Origin of the sequence: Bacillus xiamenensis (assembly GCF_000300535.1) — a bacterium.
GTDB lineage: Bacteria > Bacillota > Bacilli > Bacillales > Bacillaceae > Bacillus > Bacillus xiamenensis.
In genome coordinates this window covers 1-24166 of sequence record NZ_AMSH01000050.1, presented here as the reverse complement: position 1 = coordinate 24166, position 24166 = coordinate 1, and the positions used below count along the sequence as shown (strand labels likewise).

At 41.1% G+C, this 24166-nt stretch carries 32 protein-coding genes, 1 tRNA gene and 2 riboswitches; of the genes, 10 read left to right on the top strand and 23 right to left on the bottom strand.

The genetic code is table 11. The features are described 5' to 3' along the window. Positions 1-65: 65 nt before the first annotated feature. From efp to BA1_RS14145, 4 genes are all read right to left on the bottom strand, one after another. Positions 66-623: an elongation factor P gene (gene efp / locus BA1_RS14160; protein WP_007501192.1), complete on the bottom strand. Its 558-nt coding sequence runs from the start codon at positions 621-623 to the stop codon at positions 66-68. Positions 624-648: 25 nt separating this feature from the next. Next, positions 649-1713 (bottom strand): M24 family metallopeptidase, encoded by a 1065-nt coding sequence (locus BA1_RS14155; protein WP_193352012.1) that lies wholly within the window; start codon positions 1711-1713, stop codon positions 649-651. Continuing rightward, the gene (gene aroQ / locus BA1_RS14150) at positions 1707-2150 is read right to left on the bottom strand and encodes a type II 3-dehydroquinate dehydratase (RefSeq protein ID WP_008360272.1); all 444 of its coding nucleotides are present in this window, start codon (positions 2148-2150) and stop codon (positions 1707-1709) included. The genes BA1_RS14155 and aroQ overlap by 7 nt, the downstream gene beginning before the upstream one ends. Positions 2151-2258: 108 nt before the next feature. Beyond that, a complete protein-coding gene (locus BA1_RS14145; RefSeq protein WP_008360270.1) occupies positions 2259-2786 on the bottom strand; it encodes a YqhR family membrane protein in 528 nt (175 codons plus the stop codon). 221 nt (positions 2787-3007) lie between these two features. On the opposite strand from BA1_RS14145, the gene BA1_RS14140 reads away from it, so the two are divergent. Together BA1_RS14140 and BA1_RS14135 are read left to right on the top strand one after the other, a co-directional pair. Next, complete coding sequence (locus BA1_RS14140) at positions 3008-3964, top strand: DUF1385 domain-containing protein (RefSeq protein WP_008360268.1); 957 nt, start codon at positions 3008-3010, stop codon at positions 3962-3964. A gap of 38 nt (positions 3965-4002) precedes the next feature. Further along, positions 4003-4398, top strand: a complete 396-nt coding sequence (locus tag BA1_RS14135) for an SA1362 family protein (protein ID WP_008360266.1) — start codon at positions 4003-4005, stop codon at positions 4396-4398. Here BA1_RS14135 and BA1_RS14130 read toward each other — a convergent pair. The 3 genes from BA1_RS14130 to BA1_RS14120 all read right to left on the bottom strand — a co-directional run bounded on the left by BA1_RS14130 (position 4395) and on the right by BA1_RS14120 (position 6732). Next, complete coding sequence (locus tag BA1_RS14130; protein WP_008360263.1) at positions 4395-5270, bottom strand: patatin-like phospholipase family protein; 876 nt, start codon at positions 5268-5270, stop codon at positions 4395-4397. The two genes, BA1_RS14135 and BA1_RS14130, sit on opposite strands and share 4 nt — an antisense overlap. Before the next feature lie 105 nt (positions 5271-5375). Then, entirely contained in the window at positions 5376-5810 is a 435-nt protein-coding gene (gene mntR / locus BA1_RS14125; protein WP_003215946.1) for a transcriptional regulator MntR, read from the bottom strand. 85 nt (positions 5811-5895) lie between these two features. Continuing rightward, the gene (locus tag BA1_RS14120) at positions 5896-6732 is read right to left on the bottom strand and encodes a lipoate--protein ligase family protein (protein WP_008360261.1); all 837 of its coding nucleotides are present in this window, start codon (positions 6730-6732) and stop codon (positions 5896-5898) included. Between the two features lie 220 nt (positions 6733-6952). Here BA1_RS14120 and BA1_RS14115 point away from each other — a divergent pair, with 220 nt between their 5' ends. Then, complete coding sequence (locus tag BA1_RS14115) at positions 6953-7333, top strand: rhodanese-like domain-containing protein (RefSeq protein WP_071169246.1); 381 nt, start codon at positions 6953-6955, stop codon at positions 7331-7333. A 39-nt stretch (positions 7334-7372) separates the two neighbouring features. Here the strand turns inward: BA1_RS14115 and gcvPB are convergent, their stop codons facing one another. From gcvPB to gcvT, 3 genes are read right to left on the bottom strand one after another with little or no spacing between them, the layout of a single operon-like run. Continuing rightward, complete coding sequence (gene gcvPB, locus BA1_RS14110) at positions 7373-8833, bottom strand: aminomethyl-transferring glycine dehydrogenase subunit GcvPB (protein ID WP_008360257.1); 1461 nt, start codon at positions 8831-8833, stop codon at positions 7373-7375. Further along, a complete protein-coding gene (gcvPA, locus tag BA1_RS14105) occupies positions 8826-10172 on the bottom strand; it encodes an aminomethyl-transferring glycine dehydrogenase subunit GcvPA (protein ID WP_008360255.1) in 1347 nt (448 codons plus the stop codon). The genes gcvPB and gcvPA overlap by 8 nt, the downstream gene beginning before the upstream one ends. Before the next feature lie 16 nt (positions 10173-10188). Continuing rightward, on the bottom strand, positions 10189-11286 hold the full coding sequence (gcvT, locus tag BA1_RS14100) for a glycine cleavage system aminomethyltransferase GcvT (protein ID WP_008360253.1): 1098 nt from the start codon (positions 11284-11286) through the stop codon (positions 10189-10191). A 103-nt stretch (positions 11287-11389) separates the two neighbouring features. Next, positions 11390-11485: riboswitch (glycine riboswitch) on the bottom strand. A 3-nt stretch (positions 11486-11488) separates the two neighbouring features. Next, positions 11489-11595: riboswitch (glycine riboswitch) on the bottom strand. A gap of 249 nt (positions 11596-11844) precedes the next feature. Between gcvT and BA1_RS14095 the strand changes: the two genes are divergently transcribed. From BA1_RS14095 to sinR, 4 genes are all read left to right on the top strand, one after another. After that, positions 11845-13515: a DEAD/DEAH box helicase gene (locus tag BA1_RS14095; protein WP_008360252.1), complete on the top strand. Its 1671-nt coding sequence runs from the start codon at positions 11845-11847 to the stop codon at positions 13513-13515. A 14-nt stretch (positions 13516-13529) separates the two neighbouring features. After that, on the top strand, positions 13530-14327 hold the full coding sequence (locus BA1_RS14090) for a YqhG family protein (RefSeq protein WP_008360250.1): 798 nt from the start codon (positions 13530-13532) through the stop codon (positions 14325-14327). A 184-nt stretch (positions 14328-14511) separates the two neighbouring features. Then, positions 14512-14676, top strand: a complete 165-nt coding sequence (locus tag BA1_RS18805) for an anti-repressor SinI family protein (protein WP_008360248.1) — start codon at positions 14512-14514, stop codon at positions 14674-14676. Positions 14677-14709: 33 nt separating this feature from the next. Further along, a complete protein-coding gene (gene sinR, locus BA1_RS14085) occupies positions 14710-15045 on the top strand; it encodes a transcriptional regulator SinR (RefSeq protein WP_008360247.1) in 336 nt (111 codons plus the stop codon). A 67-nt stretch (positions 15046-15112) separates the two neighbouring features. On the opposite strand, the gene tasA is transcribed toward sinR, so the two are convergent. From tasA to tapA, 3 genes are read right to left on the bottom strand one after another with little or no spacing between them, the layout of a single operon-like run. Further along, positions 15113-15913 (bottom strand): biofilm matrix protein TasA, encoded by an 801-nt coding sequence (tasA, locus tag BA1_RS14080; protein ID WP_008360245.1) that lies wholly within the window; start codon positions 15911-15913, stop codon positions 15113-15115. A 57-nt stretch (positions 15914-15970) separates the two neighbouring features. Then, positions 15971-16543, bottom strand: coding sequence for a signal peptidase I SipW (gene sipW, locus BA1_RS14075; protein WP_008360243.1), 573 nt, complete (start codon positions 16541-16543; stop codon positions 15971-15973). A 47-nt stretch (positions 16544-16590) separates the two neighbouring features. Continuing rightward, on the bottom strand, positions 16591-17118 hold the full coding sequence (gene tapA, locus BA1_RS14070; protein WP_034739525.1) for an amyloid fiber anchoring/assembly protein TapA: 528 nt from the start codon (positions 17116-17118) through the stop codon (positions 16591-16593). 252 nt (positions 17119-17370) lie between these two features. Here tapA and BA1_RS14065 point away from each other — a divergent pair, with 252 nt between their 5' ends. After that, complete coding sequence (locus tag BA1_RS14065; RefSeq protein WP_008360239.1) at positions 17371-17697, top strand: YqzG/YhdC family protein; 327 nt, start codon at positions 17371-17373, stop codon at positions 17695-17697. Positions 17698-17730: 33 nt separating this feature from the next. On the opposite strand, the gene BA1_RS14060 is transcribed toward BA1_RS14065, so the two are convergent. The 9 genes from BA1_RS14060 to BA1_RS14020 all read right to left on the bottom strand — a co-directional run bounded on the left by BA1_RS14060 (position 17731) and on the right by BA1_RS14020 (position 22990). Then, positions 17731-17919, bottom strand: coding sequence for a YqzE family protein (locus BA1_RS14060; RefSeq protein ID WP_008360237.1), 189 nt, complete (start codon positions 17917-17919; stop codon positions 17731-17733). Positions 17920-17979: 60 nt separating this feature from the next. Next, the gene (locus tag BA1_RS14055; RefSeq protein WP_008360235.1) at positions 17980-18363 is read right to left on the bottom strand and encodes a competence type IV pilus minor pilin ComGG; all 384 of its coding nucleotides are present in this window, start codon (positions 18361-18363) and stop codon (positions 17980-17982) included. Further along, a complete protein-coding gene (gene comGF, locus BA1_RS14050) occupies positions 18360-18812 on the bottom strand; it encodes a competence type IV pilus minor pilin ComGF (protein WP_008360233.1) in 453 nt (150 codons plus the stop codon). The genes BA1_RS14055 and comGF overlap by 4 nt, the downstream gene beginning before the upstream one ends. Next, positions 18799-19116, bottom strand: a complete 318-nt coding sequence (gene comGE, locus BA1_RS14045) for a competence type IV pilus minor pilin ComGE (protein ID WP_008360231.1) — start codon at positions 19114-19116, stop codon at positions 18799-18801. Before comGE ends, comGF begins: the two co-directional genes overlap by 14 nt. After that, positions 19100-19546, bottom strand: coding sequence for a competence type IV pilus minor pilin ComGD (gene comGD / locus BA1_RS14040; RefSeq protein WP_008360229.1), 447 nt, complete (start codon positions 19544-19546; stop codon positions 19100-19102). Before comGD ends, comGE begins: the two co-directional genes overlap by 17 nt. Further along, positions 19539-19832 (bottom strand): competence type IV pilus major pilin ComGC, encoded by a 294-nt coding sequence (gene comGC / locus BA1_RS14035; RefSeq protein WP_008360227.1) that lies wholly within the window; start codon positions 19830-19832, stop codon positions 19539-19541. The genes comGD and comGC overlap by 8 nt, the downstream gene beginning before the upstream one ends. Before the next feature lie 16 nt (positions 19833-19848). Then, positions 19849-20889: a competence type IV pilus assembly protein ComGB gene (gene comGB, locus BA1_RS14030; protein WP_008360225.1), complete on the bottom strand. Its 1041-nt coding sequence runs from the start codon at positions 20887-20889 to the stop codon at positions 19849-19851. After that, a complete protein-coding gene (comGA, locus tag BA1_RS14025; protein ID WP_008360223.1) occupies positions 20870-21940 on the bottom strand; it encodes a competence type IV pilus ATPase ComGA in 1071 nt (356 codons plus the stop codon). Before comGA ends, comGB begins: the two co-directional genes overlap by 20 nt. A 177-nt stretch (positions 21941-22117) precedes the next feature. Further along, positions 22118-22990: an STAS domain-containing protein gene (locus BA1_RS14020; RefSeq protein WP_008360222.1), complete on the bottom strand. Its 873-nt coding sequence runs from the start codon at positions 22988-22990 to the stop codon at positions 22118-22120. Positions 22991-23089: 99 nt separating this feature from the next. Here BA1_RS14020 and BA1_RS14015 point away from each other — a divergent pair. Then, positions 23090-23160 (top strand) — tRNA-Gln (locus tag BA1_RS14015). Between the two features lie 55 nt (positions 23161-23215). Here the strand turns inward: BA1_RS14015 and BA1_RS14010 are convergent. Further along, on the bottom strand, positions 23216-23596 hold the full coding sequence (locus BA1_RS14010; protein ID WP_008360219.1) for a Spx/MgsR family RNA polymerase-binding regulatory protein: 381 nt from the start codon (positions 23594-23596) through the stop codon (positions 23216-23218). Positions 23597-23807: 211 nt separating this feature from the next. On the opposite strand from BA1_RS14010, the gene BA1_RS14005 reads away from it, so the two are divergent. Further along, on the top strand, positions 23808-24050 hold the full coding sequence (locus tag BA1_RS14005; protein WP_003217440.1) for a DUF2626 domain-containing protein: 243 nt from the start codon (positions 23808-23810) through the stop codon (positions 24048-24050). Positions 24051-24166: the final 116 nt, after the last annotated feature.

Here is a 24166-nt window from a genome sequence, read left to right as displayed (position 1 = left end):
AGAATGCGAGGGTTTGTCTACACGCTAAGACTGTAAACTCGAGGTTTACAGTCTTTCTTCGTTCATTACGCTCTTGAAACGTATGAACCATCAGATGTATTAATCACTAGTTTATCTCCTTGGTTCACAAAGAAAGGAACGTTGACGATTAAACCAGTTTCTGTTTTCGCAGGTTTTGAGCCGCCTGATGTTGTGTCACCTTTAATACCAGGCTCTGTTTCTACTACTTCTAGTTCTACCGTGTTTGGAAGTTCTACTCCAAGTGTTTCATCACCGTACATCACGATTTGAACCGACATATTTTCAAGCAAATATTTCAGCTCATCTTTGATTTGCGCTTCGCTTAGTTCAAGCTGTTCGTATGAACTTGTATCCATGAATACATGCTGGTCGCCATTTGCATACAAGTATTGCATTGTTTTTGTTTCAATTTGAGCTTTCGCTACTTTTTCACCTGCACGGAATGTTTTTTCTTGAATTGCACCTGTACGCAGGTTACGCAGTTTCGAACGGACAAATGCTGCGCCTTTTCCTGGTTTTACGTGTTGGAAATCCACTACACGCCAAATACCGCCGTCCACTTCAATTGTCAGGCCTGTACGAAAATCGTTTACTGAAATCATTTTGTCATCCTCCTACATTTCACCATCATAATATGATAAGTTCTTTCGGTGAGTGGGTCAATCGTTTATTGCCGTCAGCTGTCAGGACAATATCATCCTCAATTCTCACGCCGCCGACATCCGGTAAGTAAATTCCCGGCTCTACTGTCACAACCATTCCTTCTTCTAACACGACCTCTGAGCGTGAAGAAAGACCAGGCGCTTCATGTACTTCCATACCAAGCCCGTGTCCAGTCGAATGCCCGAAGTATTGACCGTAGCCATACTTTTCAATGATGTCTCGTGTGATGCGATCAGCTTCTTTTCCTGTTAAGCCTGGCTTGATTCTATCCACACCAGCGTTTTCTGCTTCTAATACGATATGATAAATTTCCTTTAGCTTGTCGCTTGGCGTTCCTACAGCGATTGTTCTTGTCATATCAGAACAATAGCCTTTATAGTAAGCACCGAAATCCAGTGTAACCAAATCACCGGATTCAATCACTTTTTCACTTGCTCTCCCATGCGGCAGGCTTGAACGAACGCCTGAAGCAACAATCATATCGAATGAAGATCCCTCAGCACCTTCTTTTCTCATGAAAAATTCAAGCTCGTTCATGACGTCAATTTCTGTCAGGCCCGGCTTGATGTAAGTGAGAATATGATCAAAGGCGTGATCTGCAATCTTCGCAGCTTCCTCTAATATCTTAATCTCTTCATTAGACTTAATCAAGCGCAACTTTTCAACTGATTCTGAGACAGGAACAAGCTCTATACCGCTTGCTTTGCCTGCGTACTGCTGATATGTGGCAAATGTCATATGGTTCTGTTCAAACCCAAGACGTTTGACCCCAAATGCCTTTGCCGTTTGGACAGCAGTTTCTACAATGTTTCCTTTATGTTCAATGATGTCATAGCCTTTTACTTGGTCCTTGGCTTGCTCTGTGTAGCGGAAGTCGGTAATAAAGGCTGCTCGATCTTTTGAAACGACGGCAAGACCAGCTGATCCAGTGAAGCTGGTCATGTATTGTAAATTAAAGCTGCTCGTAATCACTAGACCGTCAATTTTTAATTCGTTTAAAAGATTTCTTAGTTTTTCAAGTTTCATGATCCCGCTCCCCCATCACTGACCAAATAACGAATCGCCAATTTATACCCTTCTAGACCAAGTCCAACAATTTGACCTTGGCAGACTGGCGCAAGAACTGAGTGATGGCGGAATTCCTCTCTTTTATGAACATTTGTGATATGTACTTCGATGACAGGTAAAGAAATACTTGCAATGGCATCTCTTAGTGCATAGCTATAGTGGGTAAAAGCACCCGGGTTAAACACGACGCCATCGTACTGCTCCTCTGCTTCGTGGAGCGCATCAACCAAATCACCTTCATGATTCGATTGAAAAAATGTTAATTGGATATTTGCTCGTTCTGCGAATTGAAACAAATCCGTTTCTAAATCTGTCAGCGTTTTACTTCCGTAAACAGCAGGCTCTCTTTTGCCGAGCCTATTTAAATTGGGCCCATTCAGCACTAGAAAATGAGGCATTTAACCACTCCTTCACCCTAATTCAATCTATATCGATGTCTGTTTCTTTTTCCTTAGAAACCTTTCGTTTCCAAAAATATTTTATCATATGAATGAGTGATTTACACTTTATTCTGTCTTTTTCCCGAGTGCCCTCGCAAGCTTCTGGCTTGTTAATTCATTGTATTCAAATGAAATACTGTACCCTACAAACATGCCATATAAAATATATAGGCAAAATGTCGTTACAATGGTGCTTTGCTGTAAATCTTGTACTTGCTTGACATCTGGGAAAATAGGATTAAATACATAAAAAACAAGTACCCATAAAAGCCCGCCATACACCAGCCCCATCCAAAAGCCTTTGATCCGTTTTAACAGCCCGTAATAAATAAAGGCTGCGCCAATAGATAAAAGCCCTAAAAGCACAATACTAATCAATGTGCCAAGTCCTCCCTTTTTCCAATCACCAAGCACAAATGGCTGCAAAAGCATATTTGGACTCACCTCTGAAAAATGAAACATATGGGTCAGAAATCCGATAAATCCCCAAAAAACTCCGCCGACAAAGCCTGTAGCTGCTGCCCTTGCCACCATCGAAGACGTTTGTACAGACTGATTTTTTTCTTCTTGGTTTTTCTTTTCATCACGTTTCATATGAACACCTCCAGCAAGTAGTATGTCCAAAATGTCATGAAAAAAAAGGATTTCCATGCGTGAGTGTAAAATTTTTAAAACAGGGTATACTGGCTAAAAAGAGGTAGATAGAATTCTAGTAGATAATCGACCTGTGAGCTAGTGATTTCCCTTCATTTCCTGTACAATAAAGGTATAAAGAAATGCATGTAAATTACAGGAAACAGGCAGGTTGATGAAATATGTCCAATCAAACAAAATCTCCAGCATATGGAGGGCAGGCAGTTGTAGAAGGTGTCATGTTCGGAGGTAAAAAGAACTATGTGACAGCGATTCGGCGTAAGGACCAGTCCATCGAGTTTTTAAAGCTTCCCCGGACCTCCAATAAACGAACCGCCTTTCTCAAGAAAATCCCATTTGTTAGGGGTGTTGCTGCACTTGTTGAAGCAAGCGCAAACGGCAGTAAGCACTTAAATTTCTCCAGTGAGCGCTATGACTTAGATCCTTCTGAAGATCATACTCTTGAAAAAGAACAAAAAGGCTCGAAATTCTCAATGATCTTTGGCATTGCTGTGATCGGAGTTCTCTCTCTTCTCTTTAGTAAATTTGTCTTTACCCTAGTACCTGTCTTTTTAGCTGAGCTTGTGCGGCCTGTGTTCTCAGGAAACTTCGCACAAATCGCAGTTGAAACATTCTTTAAATTGATCCTGTTATTAGGCTATATTTACTTTATTTCCATGACCCCTTTAATTAAAAGGGTATTTCAATATCATGGAGCAGAACATAAAGTCATAAACTGCTATGAACAGAACCTTGACATCACAGTGGAAAATGTCCAAAGCCAATCCCGGCTTCATTATCGATGCGGCAGCAGCTTTATTTTATTCACTGTCATTGTTGGAATGTTCGTCTATTTACTTGTACCGACAGATCCTTTATGGGTGAGAATTCTGAACCGCTTGGCACTCATTCCGGTTGTTCTGGGCATTTCATTTGAAGTGCTTCAGCTTACGAACAAACTCCGTGAAGTGCCAGTGCTAAAAGTGCTTGGCTATCCCGGCCTTTGGCTGCAATTACTTACAACAAAAGAACCCTCTGACGACCAAGTCGAGGTAGCCATTGCAAGTTTTAATGAACTTCTTCGTTTAGAGGAAGCGTCTGAGAAACAAGCATCAGATTCTACTCATCAAGTGATCTAGCTTATAAATCCGGTAAATTCCTTCGGAGGTGGACAGTTATGAATCGCCGAGTACATCCTGCTTTTACCATTATTTTCGCTTTAGGTGTTTTGGGTTTTATATATTTACTCACAACGAATCCTGGCAGACTCTTTACGATGCTGCTATCAGTTGTGATCATTGGAGCGGTTATGTTTTTCCTTTTTAGATGGCTGATGAATCGAAGAACTGGAACAGAAAGCAACCTATATCGTAAAGCAGTCAAACAATCAAAACGTCGCTACCAGCAGCCTAAACCAAAGACGAAAAGCCATATGAAAAATCGGGTCACTCATTTGCGAAGCGTGCCGACTGACCACAAGTCTAAGCCCGTCCTTCTCAAAAAGAAAAGCCAAACACATTTGACTGTGATTGAAGGCAAGAAAAACAAAAAGAAGAATCGCGCCTTATTTTAAAATGTCCAGCTCTTTAAAAATTGCTCGGCCTTCTGTCTACCTAGATCGACGAGCGCCCTTTTCTTTTCTGTCATGAGATGAAATTCAGTGGCAATGACGTGTTCTACCGGAATAAAAATAATATGACGTTCGTGTTTTGTGGCAATATGCCTTTCGTCATGAGCACCACGCATCGTTTCAAAAAGAGCGCCAAACAGTTCAAACGCATTGCGGATGGAATGTTGAGGGCGTTCTTTTTCGTTTGGGGTTAATGTGACACCGACAAATGGTCTTTTTTTCTCTTCCGCAAATAACCAAATTGGAAAATTGCTGAGCACTCCTCCATCTACAATGGTACAAATTCCTTTTGAAGACCTCAGTTTGACAGGTTCGAAAAAATACGGCAGGCTGCAGCTCATGCGAATGGCTCTTGCGACGGAAAAACGTTCTGGATTTAACCCATATGAAGGAAGGTCATCTGGCAGGACGAGGATTTTCCCATTCGTTAAATCAGAAGCGACGATTTTCAGTGAACCTTTTTTCAGATCGCCAAATACGGTGACGCCTTTTCGTTTTAAAATGTCTGCCAGCCATTTTTCTAGCCGGTCTCCTTTGTAAAGACCAAGACGCCAATAAATAGATACCCATCTGAGCATTTTAAACGGGATGAATTGACACCTACGGTCAAGCAATTGATGCTCATCCATTTCATCTAAAAGGTCCCGAATCTCCTGGCTTGTAAAACCTGCTGCGATGAGTGAAGCAATGATCGCTCCAGCACTTGTTCCAGCTAGACGGACAAATTGAAATCCCCTCGCTTCAAGTGCTTCATAGGCACCTGCAAGTGCTGCACCCTTAATGCCTCCACCCGAGAACACACCATCTATCTTCATCAAGGAGCCCCCTTTTCAATGTCACACTATTAATAGTGTAGGAGCATTTGCTTTCAATTAGAACTTTATTCAAAAAGGACACCCTCGGCATGGGTGTCCTTTTTCTTAAGATTCTTGATTGGTTTGTTCGTTTTTCTTTTGAATCGCTTTCAGCTGAACGGATCGCTCATCGTTTTCTTCAAAGAATTGAACGAGATCGCCAATGCGGTCAATACTGTTCCAGCTGAGATGATGTTCAATGCCTTCTACATCATCATAAATTTTCTCTTCATCTACACCAATGATTCTTAAAAATTGCTCTAGCAGTTCATGTCTGTATACGAGACGTTTTCCAATTTTTTTGCCTTTCGGGGTTAAAATTAGACCACGATATTTCTCATAAATGAGGTATTCATCTTTATCTAGCTTCTGAACCATTTTTGTTACAGAGGAGGGATGGACAGCGAGTGCTTCTGCGATATCAGATACTCTTGCATATCCTTTTTCTTCTATTAGCATATAAATTTGTTCAATGTAATCTTCCATACTAGGTGTAGTCATAAAACCCCTCCAAAATGCACCTTTACTTAATAATCATAACAATTCTACACCATCGCTCATTAAAAAACAAGAAGTGTCCTTCGTCTTAACGCTTGTAATTCCAATCATCTGAGGCATATTTCGTTTTGGCGAGATGGTGGACAAACGCTAATTCTTCATCTGTCAGCTCATAAGGCACAAGCTCGATATTTAATCCTTTTTCAAACCCTCGTTTAAACGCAACACGTGCATCGTCTATCGTACATGTTCGGTCTGAGATTTCATTAATCGCCACCGCCTTGTTTTTAAAGCTGCGCTGCATCCGCTCTCTTACCCGGTCGTTTGGATAAAGGAACAAATCAAACAATTTGTCCTCATCAAGGTCAATTAAAATCGAGCCATGCTGGAGGATCACACCTTTTTGCCTCGTTTGAGCGCTGCCTGCTACTTTTCTGCCTTCTACGACAAGCTCGTACCAAGAAGGCGCATCAAAGCAGACAGACGACCTTGGATTCTTTAAGCTTTCTTTTTCTTTTTCTGTACGAGGAATGGCAAAATACGCATCGAGTCCCAGTTCCTTAAAGCCCTCTAAAATACCTTCTGAAATGACGCGGTATGCCTCTGTCACCGTCGCTGGCATCTCTGGATGCTCTTCTGACACAATCACGCTGTAGGTCAGCTCCTGATCATGAAGAACCCCTCTGCCGCCTGTTGGTCTGCGGACAAACCCAAGACCATAGCGCTTGACCGCTTCCATGTTGATTTCTTTTTCAACATGCTGAAAATACCCAACAGATAGTGTCGCCGGATTCCAGCCATAAAAACGGATCACTGGCGGGATGAGCTTCTCACTATGCCAATAAAGCAAGGCTTCGTCCATTGCCATGTTAAAGGCAGGGTCTTGGTTTCCTGTATCAATGAAACACCATTTCTCTTTTTGCATATAAAAATCCCTTCTCTTTTACGTAGTCAATGTTAGATCATGGTGGTAGCCACCGGTTTTCTCTCTTCATCAGTCTATCAAATAGGGAAGGAATTGAAAATAATTCTGACCATTTATGATGACAAGTTTCTTTTGCTTTACTATAATAGTATTTGTCTAAAACGTACCATCAGACAGGCTACTGTGCTGATGCTCAAGAAGGAGTCGAGTCGTATTGCCAATATTCAACTATATCGTCCTCTCACTTTGTGGACTTTTCGTTCTTTATTCCATCGGCAGTTTCATTTATCAGCAGCGTATTATGAAAACGCTGACGGAAGAAGAATTTATTAAAGGGTACCGCAAAGCCCAGCTCATTGATGTGAGAGAGCCAAATGAGTTTGAAGGCGGACATATTTTAGGCGCAAGAAACATCCCCCTTTCACAACTAAAGCAGCGAAAAAATGAAATACGCCCTGACAAGCCTGTTTATCTCTATTGCCAAAACAACTTGAGAAGCGGGAAGGCAGCTCAAACTTTACGTAAAAATGGCTGTCGTGAGATTTATAATTTAAAGGGCGGCTTTAAAAAATGGGGCGGCCGCATTAAAACAAAGAATTAATAAAAATGACTCTGGGAGCTATTGCCCCCTAGAGTCTTTTTATTTTCTTTCAAAAACAAGAACTGGATTCCGTGCAGCCTTTGTTTCATCCATTCGTTTGACAACTGTCGTATGTGGTGCTTCCTGTACGACTTCTGGGTTCTCTTCTGCTTCTTTTGCAATTTGAATCATCGCTTCAATGAATGCATCAAGGGTCTCTTTTGATTCCGTTTCAGTTGGTTCGATCATGATACATTCTTCTACATTGAGCGGGAAGTAGATCGTTGGCGGATGATAGCCAAAATCAAGTAATCGTTTGGCCATATCAAGCGTCCGCACACCTAGTTTTTTCTGACGTTTACCTGAAAGAACAAATTCATGCTTACAGTGGCGGTCAAATGGCAAATCGTAATGGGCACTTAAGCGGCGCATCATATAGTTGGCATTTAACACCGCATGATCTGTTACAGCCTTTAAGCCGTCAGGACCCATAGAACGGATATACGCATACGCCCTGACATTGATGCCAAAGTTGCCATAGAACGGTTTGACACGTCCAATGGATTCTGGGCGATCATCATCAAAATAATAACGACCTTCCTTCTTCACAAGCACTGGCTTAGGCAAATATGGAATCAAATCCTTTTTCACACCGACTGGACCAGAACCAGGACCTCCGCCTCCGTGTGGACCTGTAAAGGTTTTATGCAGATTTAAGTGAACGACATCAAATCCCATATCCCCCGGTCTTGCTTTGCTTAAAACGGCATTTAAGTTCGCTCCGTCATAATAAAGCTTACCTCCAGCTCCGTGAACAATCTCAGCCATCTCTAAAATATTTTCTTCAAAAAGGCCGAGTGTATTTGGATTTGTGAGCATGAGAGCAGCGGTTTCTTCATTGACAACACGCCGCAGATCCTCTAAATCGACAAGACCATTTTCATCAGATGCGACGGTGATCGTTTCAAATCCAGCGACTGTCGCAGAGGCCGGATTCGTTCCATGGGCAGAATCCGGCACGATCACTTTTGTTCGTTTATGATCTCCTCTTGCTTCATGATACGCACGAATCATCATGAGCCCCGTCCATTCACCGTGTGCTCCTGCCGCAGGCTGTAAAGTCACGGCGTCCATTCCTGTGATTTCTTCTAAATGGCCACCTAAATCATAAAGTAACTCTAATGCGCCTTGCACTGTGTCTGCCTCTTGAAGCGGATGCACTTGCGAGAAGCCTGCAAGACGTGCGACCTTTTCGTTAATTTTCGGATTATATTTCATCGTACAAGAGCCTAGAGGATAAAAGCCAGAATCGACCCCATGATTACGCCTAGATAATGCTGTGTAGTGACGCATAATATCTAGCTCGGAAACTTCAGGCAGCTCCGCATCTTCATGGCGGATATACGTTTCATCAAATAAAGCTGGGAGCTTTTCTTCAGGTACATCTAAATCAGGCAGGCTATAACCAATTCTTCCTTCTTTGGATAATTCAAAAATAAGCGGCTGATCTTGTTTATTCATGGCGATCCCCCAATTCCTTGATGAACGTATCAATTTCTTCTTTTGTTCTTAGCTCTGTTACGGCTACAAGCATATGATGCTGAAGGTTTGGATAGGCTAGCCCTAGATCATATCCGCCAATGATTCCTTTTTCAAGCAATCGTTTATTAGCTTCCTTCACAGGCTCATCAAGCTTGATCACGAACTCATTAAAATGGGCCCCTTCTATTTCAGCCTGTAATCCATGCTGTTCCGCCTGCGTTTTAGCATAATGAGCTTTTTGTACATTTTGATAGGCGATTTCTTTTATGCCTGTTTTTCCAAGTGCCGTCATTGCAACAGAAGCGGCTAACGCGTTTAACGCCTGATTGGAACATATATTAGAAGTCGCTTTATCTCTTCGAATGTGCTGCTCGCGCGCTTGTAGGGTCAGTACAAATCCACGCACACCGTTCTCGTCTTCTGTTTGTCCGACTAAACGCCCCGGCACTTTCCGCATTAGTTTTTTCGTCACAGCGAAATATCCGCAATGAGGTCCGCCAAATGCAGCTGGAATGCCAAACGGCTGTGCATCACCAACGACAATATCTGCTCCAAGCTTTCCTGGAGGTGTCAGTAAACCAAGTGCAAGCGGGTTACTTGAAACAATAAACAGACTTTTCCCTTGATGTGCAATCGGTTCAATCTCTTTTAACGGTTCAACGACACCGAAGAAGTTTGGATATTGTACAAGAACCGCTGCTGTTTCGTCGCAGACAGCTTCTTCTAATGCAGCAATATCCGTCTGTCCTTTACGTGCAGGTACTTCGACGACTTCAATATGCTGTCCTTTTGCATATGTTTTCAGCACCGCTCGTGATTCAGGATGAACTGTCTCAGAGACCACAACCTTTTTCTTCTTTGTATGTCCTGCAGCCAGCATCGCCGCTTCAGCTAATGCGGTTCCGCCATCATACATTGAGGAATTCGCAAGATCCATACCGGTCAGCTCCGCAATCATCGTTTGAAATTCAAAGATCGACTGCAATTCACCTTGCGAAATCTCAGGCTGATACGGTGTATACGCTGTATAAAATTCAGAACGTGAAATCACATGATCTACAATCACAGGCTGGTAATGATCATACACACCAGCACCTAAAAACGATGCATAGGCAACAGTATCTTTATTTTTGGCAGCGAGACGAGACAATTCCCGCACGAGCTCTGTTTCAGATGCGGCTTCTTTGATGTTATATGTGCCTTTGAATCTTACTTTCTCTGGGATATCTGAGAAAAGCTCATCAATCGACTGAACGCCGATGACATCGAGCATTTCTTTTTGATCTTGCTCTGTTTGCGGCAAATACCTGTGCTTCATCCTCTATTCCCCCTCGTTATTTGGCTCTTTTATAAAATGGTGTGGCGACGATTTTCGCTTTTAGACGTTTTTTACGAACTTGCACTTCCACCTCTGTCCCAAGCTGGGCTTGAGCGGTTTCGATCAAGGCAAGCCCGACATTTTTCTTTAACGTTGGAGATTGTGTGCCCGTTGTGACGATTCCAATCTGCTTCTCTCCTGAGAAGACCGGATAGTTTGTCCGCGGAATTCCTTTATCCATCATTTCAATGCCGACAAGCTTTCGTTTCGTTCCATCTTCTTTTTGTTTTTTGAGCGCGGCTTTTCCAATAAAATCGGCTTCTTTATCCGTTTTAACAGCAAAACCAATCCCGCCTTCTAAAGGAGAAATATCCTTCGTGAGCTCTTGGCCATAAAGCGGAAGTCTTGCTTCAAATCTTAAGGTGTCACGTGCACCGAGACCGCATGGAATGAGCCCTTTAGGCTCACCCGCTTCTAATAAAGCCGACCAAATATGGACAGCATCCTCTGACTGGCAGTAGATTTCAAAGCCGTCTTCTCCTGTATAGCCGGTTCTTGAAACAAGCACCTCTTTTTGAGCGACCTCCGTTTTTGATAAAAATGTAAACGGCTTGAGTGATGTCACCTCTTTACCTGCCACAGCCTTCATGATGTCAGCAGCAAGAGGTCCTTGAAGGGCTAACAAGGCGGTTTGATCAGAGATGTTCTTGATTGTAACGTCATCCTCCCCTTGATGCTGAAGCAGCCAATCCACATCTTTTTCGATATTTGATGCATTGATGACAAGCAAATAGTTGTTCTTTTCTTTTTGGTAGACAAGCAGGTCATCCACCGTTCCGCCATCTTCATAGCACATGGCTGTATATAGTGCCTTACCATCTGTCAGCTTCGACAGATCATTGGTTAATAACCTTTGTAAAAAAGGAAGGGCATCTTGACCTTTGACTTCCACCTCACCCATGTGAGACACATCAAAAAGCCCTGCTTTTGTTCGAACAGCTTCATGTTCTTCTTTAATGGAAGAAAATTGGACAGGTAATTCCCAGCCCCCGAAATCAATCGTTTTTGCGCCAAATGTTTCGTACGCATGAAAAAGCGGTGTTCGTTTCAACATCAATCATTTCCCCCTTTTTTCTTACAGTGCAGACCACAAGCTGAATTTTCAGAAAAAATCACAGCAAAAAAGGACAGAGCGCTCCCTTTTATCAAAAAGAAGTCTCTGTCCTTGCACCTGAAAGTTTACAGCACAACATCATTGTGCGTTTTCCCCTTTGGTGGTTTGCTAAAAACCGATGAGCAAACACTCTCCAGAGTTGCGTCCGGTAAGAGTACTTTTGCCTGAGAGATTCACTGATTCAATCAGCTTGCTCCTTCGGCGCCTGCCAGTGCAAAATAACCGCTAGGTCTCTCCCCATACCATCATCCGCTCATATTCTTCACATTTATTGGACATACTATCAAAATGGGTGACTTATTCTCTAGTTCACTTACCAACATCCTACCATTAGAAATGGATCGAGAGCAACAGAAAAATCATTAACATTTTTAAAATAAACATTTAGTATCGTTCGCTTTTATTAAAATATATCATCTTTTAAACACCTATTAAAAAATGAAGCGTTTAAAAACAGAACGATTTTACATCAACCGACTAGAAAGGCAGGCGATGACATTGAATATTCAAACGATTTTTGATGAGGAATGGGCAAATGAATTTCAGCAGCGGCTTTCAGCAGACGGCCCCTGGGCGAACTGGAATATGTACCGTTTAGCAGCGCAGGTTCAACAAGTCACAGCCATCGATTCATTCGAGGGGCTACTGGCTCCGGCACACCTGCCTGCATTTACTCCTTTAAAACACCAGCTTGAAGTCGCTAAAAGAGTCGTAGAAGAGATGAACGGGAAAGCCATTTTAGCAGATGAAGTGGGCCTTGGGAAAACCGTAGAAGCTGGACTCATTATCAAAGAATACATGATTCGCGGACTTGCCAAAAAGATTCTCATTCTCGTACCCGCCTCCCTTGTGTCCCAATGGGTGCAGGAGCTGCGGACGAAATTTTACATTGATGCTGTCGAGCAAAAAAAGAGCTATGTGTGGGAGCAGTGTGATGTTGTCGTTTCCTCGATTGATACTGCCAAAAGACAGCCACATCGAGACACGATTTTATCCATCGCCTACGATATGGTCATTATTGATGAAGCACACAAACTGAAAAACAATAAAACGAAAAACTATGAGTTTGTGAGAAATTTGAATAAGAAGTTCTGCCTGCTGCTCACAGCGACACCTATCCAAAACCGAATAGGAGAAATTTTCAATCTCGTCTCCCTTTTGAAACCAGGGCATCTAGGAAATGAACATCAGTTCAAAGATCTCTTTGCTAAAAAGGAACTTCAGCTTGAAGACCATGACCGGCTAAAACAATTAGTCAATAAAGTGATGATTCGTAACCGCAGGCAAGACACTGGCATCGAATGGTCAAAACGTCATGTGAAGACCATTTCCATTGATTTTTCGCCGACAGAACAAGCCTTATATGATGAAATCTGTCAGCTGAAAAACAATCCATCTTATACGAAGCACATGTTTTCCATTATGACCTTGGAACGAGAATGCTGTTCAAGCCGAGAAGCGGTCTATATGACCATCAAAAAAATGCAAGAAGAGGAAAAACACATTCTAGGCGCTTCTGCAATTGGGCAAATCATGGAGAAAATCAATCAAGTCGAACAAAATTCAAAGGCGCTGGAAGTCGTTAAGCTCATTCAACAATTAAACGAGAAAGTCATTATCTTCACTGAATATCGTGCGACACAAATTTATTTACAATGGTTTCTCCAACAAAACGGGATCAGCTCAGTTCCCTTTCGAGGCGGTTTTAAACGAAGCAAAAAAGACTGGATGAAGGATTTATTTAGAGAACGGGCGCAAGTGTTAATTGCGACAGAAGCAGGCGGCGAGGGGATCAACCTTCAGTTTTGCAACCAGATCATCAACTACGACCTTCCGTGGAACCCAATGCGGCTAGAACAACGAATTGGACGTATTCACCGCCTCGGTCAAGAGCGGGATGTCCACATTTACAATATGGCCACAAACGGAACAGTCGAGGAACATATTTTAAAGCTTTTATATGAAAAAATTCAGCTGTTTGAAAACGTGATTGGTGATCTAGATGATATTTTAACCCGGATTGATATCAAAGAAGCCGAAACAGAATTGCATCATATCCTCTTTCAGCACGAATCTGACAGAGACATGAAAAAGAAGTTAACCCAATTTGCTTCCTATTTGACAGAAGCACAAACACCGCTTTTAGAAAAAAGACAGCAGGGTTCATAAAGGAGAGTTGACCAATGGAGCAGCGTGACATTCACACATTTCTTCTCCGCTTCTTTCAGGCAAATCAATGCGACATACTAGAGGAAAGTGCAGGGCACATGACAGTACAACTGACAATCGAAATGGATAAATTGATTATGAACCGCCCTTTTTACTGGCACTGGCTCGAAAAAACGGGCGGTGTACCTGAGCCGCGGCAATTGACCTTGATTACCGATCAAAAAAAAGCGGGTGACACGGTCGAGGGCGAATTCGTCCACTTCGGCTCCCCTCGCTTATTCCAAATTTTCGAGGCTGTGAAACAGCAAGGCCGTTTTATCCGGCTCTACGAAAAAGTCAGACCGCTCACAAACAACCAGATCGCTCTAGAGCCATGGCTTGGCCTCAATGTGAAAATATCCTATCTGGCAGACCGTAAGAAAGATAAGCTGCTGTCCCTTGGGCTTCATCTGATACGCGGGGAAGTCATCGAACAATTTCAAGATCAGCTGGAAGCCCGTGAGCTGTCGTCTCAAATTCCTGACTATTGCTTTACAATGAGTACGATGATTAAGCCAGAGAGCGGCGTCAAACGGCTCTACAGCCTGATGGAGCGTTATGCCCACGAAGAGCCGGACGATTGGGCAGTAAGAGCTGTTCAAAAGTGGAAGGAAGACTCGGAACTTTTAAACCAATTTTATGAAGGGACTTCTGACACATCTGTAGAATATGAAATAGAAAGACAAGCACTTAAAACTTTATACGAACCAAAAATCAGTCTTACGATTGAAAATGGAGGACTTTTTTACTTACAGCAAAAAAGGGGAGGCTGACTGAGCGAGTCTCCTTCCCTTTCATATGACATACAATTTTCGATCAATCAAAAGCAACGTTTGTCTATTTGTATTGGGCGGAAACATGACGCAAGCAATCTACGAGGTCTTATCACCTGTGTCTTTCCATTTCATGCGTTAAGTGCCTGAAATACACGATTCAGTATTTTAGGAGGGTATTTGTATGGAAAAGAAAACGAAGTTATTAGACAATGAATGGGTTCAATTATTACGCGAAGCTCGCAAAGTGGGACTAACAGTTGACGAAGTCCGTCATTTTCTCAAATCAAGCGAAAAGTCCTCTGAGTCTCCCCCTATGGTAAGAAGTCATTCTATCAAACCTTTCTGAATGTGCTATAATATCGAAAGGAAGGTGATGACATTGATTGGCCAGCGTATTAAACAATACCGCAATGAAAAAGGCTACTCACTATCAGAACTGGCCGAAAAGGCTGGGGTAGCGAAGTCTTATTTAAGTTCAATAGAAAGAAACTTGCAAACAAACCCCTCCATTCAATTTCTTGAAAAAGTCTCCGCTGTTCTGGACGTCTCGGTTCATACACTGTTAAACGAAAAAGATGAAACCGAATACGATGGTCAATTAGATAGTGAATGGGAAAAACTAGTTCGAGATGCAATGACATCAGGGGTTTCGAAAAAGCAATTTCGTGAATTTTTAGATTATCAAATCTGGAAAAAAAAGCAAGAAGAGGAGTGACGCGCACGTTTTAGCGCATACTCCTCCAATTGCTATGCAGAACTTGATATCAGTCTAAAGACTGGTTTTATTTTTTATCTTCGCTGTGTGCTTTTTCGTTTTCTTTCACGTAGCCTTTTTCATCCGTATGCTCTTTTGGATTGATCGTTAACCCATTCCACTGAGTCGCTTCGAAGGAAAGATCAATTTGAATCGCATCGCCTTGGTATTTATTTTGGATATAGTGACCCGCTTTATCCTTCGTCTGGTCATTGACAAATTCAATGATCATTTCCATTTTATCGTAATCAAACGGATTCTTTGGAATGCCGTCATACTCTGGAGCCGCTGTTCCATCAACGGTTGCTACATTGATTTTACCACTTTCATGTAAAAACTTCTCATCGACGGCATGACGAAGCTTTTCAAATGCGGTCTGATCCTGCTTTGACGTTAATAAATGCAGGTCAAGCAGGTTGGCATGGTCTAAAATAATATTTTTCGGGTATCCATTTCCACCTTCGGCTCCAACCGTTAGAACACTCACCTGAAATTGGCTGAGGAATTCTTCAGCTGTATTCTTTCCGCCGTTCTTCGCTGATGTTCCATCTTTAAACTGGCTATAATCAAGACTCATCAGCACTTGATTAATCGCAAGCGACCCCTTATTTTCAAAATTAAATTCCTTCTTGATTCGGTCACCAGGTTTTAAGTTCGAAAGGTTGATGGCGCCAGAATTTTCTTTTGCAGATAAAGCCAGCTCTCCTGTAGAGTAGACCGCGTTTGCCGTCTCGACATCATTAAACGCAGCCCACGTTCCCCCGCCAATTAATGCAAGACCTAATGCCCCTGATAATACACCTAAACGAATTGATTTTTTCATTACCATGATTGAACCCCCTAATAAATTGTTTTATTGAAACCTGAATAGGTTACAAACGGAAATTTATGCTTGTTCCTCTGATATATGTAATTCAGCTGTATGTCTTCGCTGTTTTGCAGCACCGACAAAATGAATCGTGGAATAAACAAGCAGCATCACACCTGGAATAATGAGCAGCAAAGCGGTTCCAGCAGAAGTCCCAGCATACGAAAGGAGCTTTCCTGCATAAGGGATGGTCACTCCCGTATACTGCGCAGTCACTTGATTCGCTTGTACGAGCGTACCATCTTGATACATATTGTTGTCTCCTTTGGTCTCAAAAGCTTTCTTTGCCCCAGTTCCTTTTACCCCAACAATTCGGTGGGTCACAAAGGACTGATCTTGCTTCGTTTGAAAAGTAATAATATCGCCTTTTTTGAGCGTCTCAGGTGAGGTTACACGTTTCACCACAATCAACGAACCAGTTGAAAATTCCGGTTCCATTGAGCCAGATAACACTTGCTTAAATTGATAACCAAAGATCTGAGGGTCTCCGCCTGTTGTTCTTGATGACAAAACAACAATAATACACGCAATCATCATCGTGAAGACCATCACGTAAAGAATACTCCCAGACATTTTCATCCATTTTTTCATGATCCTTCTCCCCTTTACATATCATTTTTCATTCAGCAGGCAGCCATTTAGGATACATTTTCTTGGCATTTAGAGAGCTGCATATGTTGAGACCAAAAGAATGGTTTTTTAGATGCACCAAACCCTTTAGGATTATAGATTTTAAATGCATAAATCCCACTCGTTTTTGCGATTTCTGTCGTGATAGTCACCGTTTTTTTTGATGGGAGGGACTGTATCGACCCTTTTTCAAGAATATGACCATCTTGTAATGGCATCCGATCACTTTCTACTTTGTGCAGTTCCCACATCCATTTAGAGTGTGCAATGGGTTGTCCAATATTTTTTAGTGTCATGCTCAGCTTTTGAGGCGCACAGACTGTTCCTTCCATAATCGTTTGATCAATGAGCTTCAAATGACTTCGATCCCATTTCTTTGGCTGGCAATGCTGATCTGTCCCTTCAAAATTTTCACATGTTTTCATGACAAAATTTGAATGCTCGACATCGTTAAAAGAAGCATTGGTAGATGTGATAAGAAAAGAAGTGAAAATCAAACAAATGGCACAAATGAGTACAAAGAGCAACTGTTTCACCAATTCTTTCAACTCCTTGAACGACTGTTCTTTAAAAAGAACGATTACACATAGTATAAGGAAATACCTATAAAACCCAAAACGCCAAATTAGTCCATTTTGTTCTTAAATAAGAACTTTTATGAGAAAATTCTTCCATTTTCTCGTTCTTTCGCCATATTGGATATTTTTTTCCATGCCATTTGTACTTCTTAAAAATTTACATAAAAGTGTAGGATTTGGTCAGGATAATAAGTGGTGAGGTGATGTTAATTGAAATATGGAAGAATGATGATCATGATCAGTTTACTGTTGGGTCCTGTCATACAAGACGTCAAACCTGCGGATGCAAGAGGATTCACTACGGCCGCAGATCAATGGGAAACAAGAGCTGTCAAAGAAGCAAAGAAAAGATATCCGTTAGCACAAGTCTTATTTAAACAAAAAGTATGGGACCGGTACCGGGAAAAAGAATCTGTGAAGCAGTATCATATTACGTTAAAAGATCATGCCAAAGAATTTGGGGTATTTGTCACCATTTCCTATAATCCTTACTCAAACAAAGTCAATAAAGTGATTGTTGTGGAAGAATACAGCTAAAGTGGCATAAAAAAACCGCCTGCTGGCGGCTTTTTACTTCTGTCGATGTCGTTTTTTTAGCATCATTGAAAAACCAAACGGCAGAACCCCAAATAAACGCTGTGAAAATGGAGGTTTTGTTTCCATTTTTTCTTGTTTATGTTCCTTTCGTTCGTCACGTGGTGTATTCATATATTTGATGATTTCCTGTGTCATATATTTTACATAATCATTTGTTTTCAACGAACATTCACCTCTTCTTCCTTAAAGTGTTACCAGAAAGAGTGTGATTTTATACACTGGCTAATCGGAGATTGTCCATTTCATGATTTCACCGGTCTCCCAATCCATCATCAGTTCTCGCTCTTCTGCTAAACCATCCTTTGTTTGAACACCGACCAGCATATGCATGATTTTTTTCTTTTGATCGCAACCGGCCCGTTTCAGTGTTACAAGGCCTTCTTCAGTGTTCAAATGGGTAAGCTGCTGATCACAACTACGATTTAATTTACTTGCAGCCTCACTTAATCCCATTCTAAATAGCTGCTGCTTTTTATAAAAAGAAATCGTCATCTCTGCACTTTTCAGCTCTTTTTGAAACCCAATCGTCATCGATCCGAGGATCAAAAGAAAAAAAAGAATCGCCGCAAGTACGTGCAGATAGATAAATCCTTCTTCACTTTTCACGTTTGAGGAACCACTCCTTTATATGTGAAAAAAATGGCTTCATACACCTTATCCGATACATCTGTGACCTCAAGAATTGCTCTATGTTGATTCGTTCTGACGCGAAATTGCTTCACCTTTTGCAATAAAGGAAGATGCCCAGCCTCATCCATTCGTTCCCGCAGCATCTCTTGGTATGGCTCAACCCTTACCACTCGCCCTTGATCGGAAATATACTCTAACGCTTTTCCTTCTTTTACCGACCTAACAGCAGTTGCTCGGCTTAATTCCTCATCTAATTGCAGCACAGTTTGCTTCCACTCCATTTGTGAAAATTGGTTGATTTCTTCAAATGGGCGGGCTTTCTCTACAACAGAAAAGATGAGCACACAACCAAAAGAAAGGAACAGAAATAACTGCAATTGACACAAAGCTTGTACAAGTGTAAATCCCTGTTCATCGTTCGACATGCCGCCGAAAGCATATCGTCTTCTTTTTTTGTACTTTGTATGATACACATCCCTTTTGTTTACTCCAATCGAGTTCATATGTGATCTCGCCTCTCTTCTTTTTGACAGCTGGCTTTGTCCCTTCTATGAACGCTTCGTTCATTTGTTCATGTAACACTTGGTAGGCTTCTAGTTTTGCTCTTAATTCCTTTTTCCCCATCATGATTTGTTCATAGGCTGGCATGAGCACAAGAGCTGAAAATAGAAAGATATGACAAGCAAACAACATCTCAAACGTACTAAATCCTCTACTGTTTTTGTACATGGATCCGCCCACTCCCTAAATAAATCGTGAGTTTATAGGTTTGACTGCCAAATTGAACAATGAGAGATCCGCCGCTTTTCGGATGTCCATTTACATTAAAATGAATCCCTTGCGGAAATGTAGAATGCTTGATGATGCCCTTTTTATGCTGATAAGAAGCAATCACCTCATCGCGATTTTGATCTATTATTTGATAAGATACATGCGGCGGATGAATCTCAACATTCACACGGGTTTTTTTGATAAATGCCGTGTAGGCAGCCAACTGGAGGTCTTGTTTCATGATATTCACTTGTTTTTTGGCTTCAGCACTTTCTAATATAGTTGGAACTTTTCCTCCTAAGATCGACAATAGAATAGATAAAATAAGTAAGATCATGAGCTGTTCAATGAGCGTAAAACCCTTCTCATGCAAAAGCCATTTACTCATGCTTCACGTCGCCGTTTTGAATAACAATAGCCTTTCCATTTGGACAGGTTAATCCCTTTTTGACATAGCCTTCTTTTTCTAATTCAGCTAAAGATGGTGTCTTGCCGTCATGCTCTAATTCATATGCCATCACCTGTGTACTCACCATTGATTTGAGCCCTTCACACCCCTTCGCTTGAATGCTTTGATGGTGACGTGTGATATTCGGAATGGTAATGAGTAAAAGAATGGAAATCACGAGCATGACAATTAACATTTCCAATAGGGTAAATCCTTTATCATTCATGCCTTTGTCCTCCTTCTCACACTTGTTCCATTAGTTGATACATCGGTAAAAGAATAGATAAATATACAATGAGTATCAGGAGGGCTGTCAAACCATATATGATCGGTTGTAGCCATGAAACCCATTTTTCAATTTTCAGCTCTGCACTCTCTAATAGAAAGTGACTATACGTGTACAACTCTCTTGCAAGCATCCCGCTAGCTTCACCATGCTTGATAACAGCTGCAAAGTGTTTTTCGAAAAAAGGAGACCTGCTTATTTGGTGTTCCATGCTTTCTCCTTTTCTTAACTCTCCAATCATCTGTTCAGATATTTCTTGAAGAAAGGGTAAATAGCTTTGCTGTTTGAAAGCTTGCAAGCTTTCAAACATCGATAATCCAGCTTGAAGAAGACCGCTTAGCTGAAGGGAAAAAAGATACGTATGCATCAGCTGCATCCCTTTATATAAAACAGGCAGCCTGCTCATCACTCTCAGCTTTTCAAGGGTCGACTTCTTCCTAAAAAAGACATAGTAATATCCAGCTAGACAGATACATATACAGCCTATAATCATGAGGAAAGCATGAAGAATTTGAAAGAGTCCAAACATCCCTTGGATCAGCCATGACATGCGGGTATCCATGGATGAATACAATAAGGAAAATTGAGGAATGATCATCTGCTGTACAAGTAACAGCACAACCAAAACCGTAAAGATGAGGAAGACCGGGTACCGTAACATACGTTTGAACGTGTCTAACTGCTTGATTTTTTTCTCTAAAAAACGAGAGCTTTGTTCAAGAGCACGTGCCAGGCTGCCATGCTTCTCTGAAAAACAGAGAATGGCAATGACTTCCCGCTGAAAATGGAGTCTTTCCAGCACCACATAAAAAGGCTCCCCTTCAAGCAACCACTGAATACCTCTTGTTAATAGCAGCTGTTGTTTCTTTGATAACTGGATATTCACCATCGTTAATGCCTCAATCAATGTATATCCAGCTTGAATCAATTGAGCAAGTTTTGATAGAAATTCAGCTTGTTCTCTTCTAGACCAAGATTTAAATGCCTGCTTCTTCATATACCCAGCGATGATATGTGTTTTTCGATAGATAGCCCAGTGCCACTCCTTTACGAATTAATTTTTGCAATGTTTCATATGACGAGTGAGCATATTCTCCTTTGGCCTCTTTGACACACTCACCAAGCTTCTTTCCGTAAAGTAATTCAAACACATTCGTTCGCCTGACCGGGCGATTTAATTTGCAATAAAGCTGACACGTTTCCCCGCAAAAAGGACATGTGAGCTCGATTAAACGCTGCGCAGTAATCGCAACCATGGTTTGTTCGAGTTCATTCATCGTGACACCAAATTCAAGCATTCGGTAAAGGGCACCTTTTGCATTTTTCGCATGCAGCGTACTCATCACTAAATGACCTGTCAGTGCTGCTCTTATTGCTGTTCTTGCTGTTTCAGCATCTCTTATTTCTCCTAGCACAATCATATCTGGGTCGTGTCTTAAAATAGCACGTAATCCTGTCGCATACGTAATACCTGCTTTTTCATTCACTTGTACCTGTAGCACTTCTTCATTTCTTGTTTCCACAGGGTCCTCAAGTGTAATAATATTTCGATTGAAATGCTTTTTTGCAAACTGTATCAATGAATAAAGTGTTGTTGTTTTCCCTGAATTTGTTGGCCCAGTAAATAAAATGAGTCCATGCGAATGATTTAAAAATGATAATAATCTGGCTGAAGCTTTAGGATATAGCGACAGATATTTTGTTTTTGGGACATGATCCTGCGGTAAAATTCTAATCACTAAACTTTCATCATTCACAGTCGGTAATGTAGACATCCGTACAAACACTTGTCCAGTTCTTAGCATCACAGCCAATGACCCATTTTGCGGTCTCCTTTTTTCACCGATATCCATGGAGGATAAAAATTTAAAATGAGCAATTAACCGCTCCCCGCTTTTTTTATCGATGGTTCGCTGCTGGATTAAATCTGAGTCTACACGGAAAGATACCGAAGCTTCCTTTTCTTTTGGTACAATATGCACATCAGATGCTCTCATGCGGCAAGCTTCTTCTAGCAGCTCTTGTCCCACATATTCAATACCATACAAGTGGTTCACTCCTTTCTCTGACCCTATTGTAAGGTGGAGGAGCCTGTCTGACAAAAGAGGATTTGATGGTTTTAACGACTAAACAGGCGAAAAAACCATCAACTTACAATGTGAAACGTGGATTTTTAAAAAAGAGCATATAAAAAAACCTGACTTTTACAAGTTCAGGTTTTTTCGTCATGTTGCTTCTTGCTGCTGCTCTTCAAAGATACGGAATCCTCTCTTTTCTAACGCTTTTGCAAGGCTATGTTCTGTATTTACTTTTGAAAAATCTATGCCAAGTTTGACAACTGTCTGCGCAATCTCTGGACGAATACCGGAAATAATCGTCTCAATTCCTAGAAGCTTCGTACTATCAACCACTTTAAACAGCTGATAAGCAACCATCGTATCAACAATCGGAACACCAGATATATCAATAAATAAATGCGTTAGACGTAGTCTGGATGCCTGTTCTAATACGGATTCCAAAATAATTTTTGCTCTGTACGTATCAATTTCCCCGATTAGCGGCAAAATTCCAATCTCTTTAGACACTGGAATAACGGGAGCACTCAGCTCTTGAATCATCTCTCTTTGTGCATTTAGCTGATTTAGTGTCACACGGTCATATTCTTCCGACAAACGCTCAATCATATCATCAAATGTAGCGTGAAAATGCTGATTCCACCCGCAAACATCTTGCAGCGTCACTTCAAGATTTGTTTCTTGTGTGAATTTCTCAATTCTTGAACAGAAAATATGGCGGAACACCTTAAATTGTCCGATGATCTCATATAAAGGCACTTCATGAACAGCTCGATCACGTGCAATATCAACTGACCACTTTTTCAGGTGATTCTCTACTTTGTCTGATACCGTTACTAGCGTCGCTGCAATGGTTTGGATGAACGTAGTATTTTGTTCTTTTAGCTTCTTTTCTGTCTCCAATGAGGCATGTTTGGAATATAATGAGCCTTCTTCTGTTCTTGTTTTCAGCCACTCTTCGGTCATGACAGGGGCTTCTTTTAGGATAAATTCATATAATTGCTCAGATTTTTCATTTTTCATTTATGTCGTTCGCTCCTTTTTCACTTACAACTAGTGACAACCAACTTTTTATGTATAAATGACCGTAGATGGTGAACAATATCATTACACATTTGATATTGGGCTATAGCCAAGTGGTAAGGCAATGGACTTTGACTCCGTGATCGTTGGTTCGAACCCAGCTAGCCCAGTTCAGCACAAAAACGAAGACGGCTGAAGCATCATTCAGCTAATCTTCGTTTTTAATTAGGAAACCGATTGATGAATCGCTTTCTTTTTTGAAATTTTTATGAGTTCGCCTGGATTATAGCCAACCACTAATTTATTTCCATTAATGATGATTGGTCTCCGGAGCAGTTTTGGTTTTTCAATGAGAAGCTGAAGTACCTCATTTACTTTTAAATCATTAATATTTAAATTTAAGCTTTTAAAAGCTTGGCTTCGTGTCGCTAGAATTTCATCCATTCCTTCTGTTGTTAAGGAAAGAATCTTTTTTAATTCATCTAGAGTTGGCGTTTCTCTGAAAAGGTGACGCTCTTTAAAATCAATTTGATTCGCCTTTAGCCAATGTTTTGTTTTGCGGCAAGACGTGCAGCTCGGGTATGAATAAAAAGTAATGTCACTCATTAGTCTTCCTCCTTAGGTCGTTAACCTTTTCTCTTATGGACTAAGTACCCTCATGTATTTAGACATAAACACTTTTTCATCACTTTTTCAAAAAAACTTTTTCTACTCTAAATAAATGTTCACACGTTGTCAAAAATGTAAATGTTTACATGACAACTGTTGATCAGCTATAATATGAATCAAAGGGGTTTTTTGAAGGGGAGGGAAAGAAATGAATCGCATGTTCCGTGTGCTTGGCTTTTGGACGGGTATTTTTGCTGTCATGTTTTATTTAGGACATATGAAAGATGCATCCTTGCTGTTCTTCGGTCAAACCGTTCTTTTTGTATTTTTATCCTACTTGAATTTATCCGAAAGAATGTATATTTACATTTTCGGAGCGTACTTGACGATTTTCTTTGCCGGATTTACATATTATTCGATTTTCATCATGGTTCCCGGCACCGGACATTAATAGAAAAAAGCATCTCTACTGAAAGAGATGCTCAGATTGTTGACAAAGGGCTAAAATGATATTTATTTTAGAAATTTGTATTATTTTCAGAGTTAAATTAAAAAATTTGAAGTATA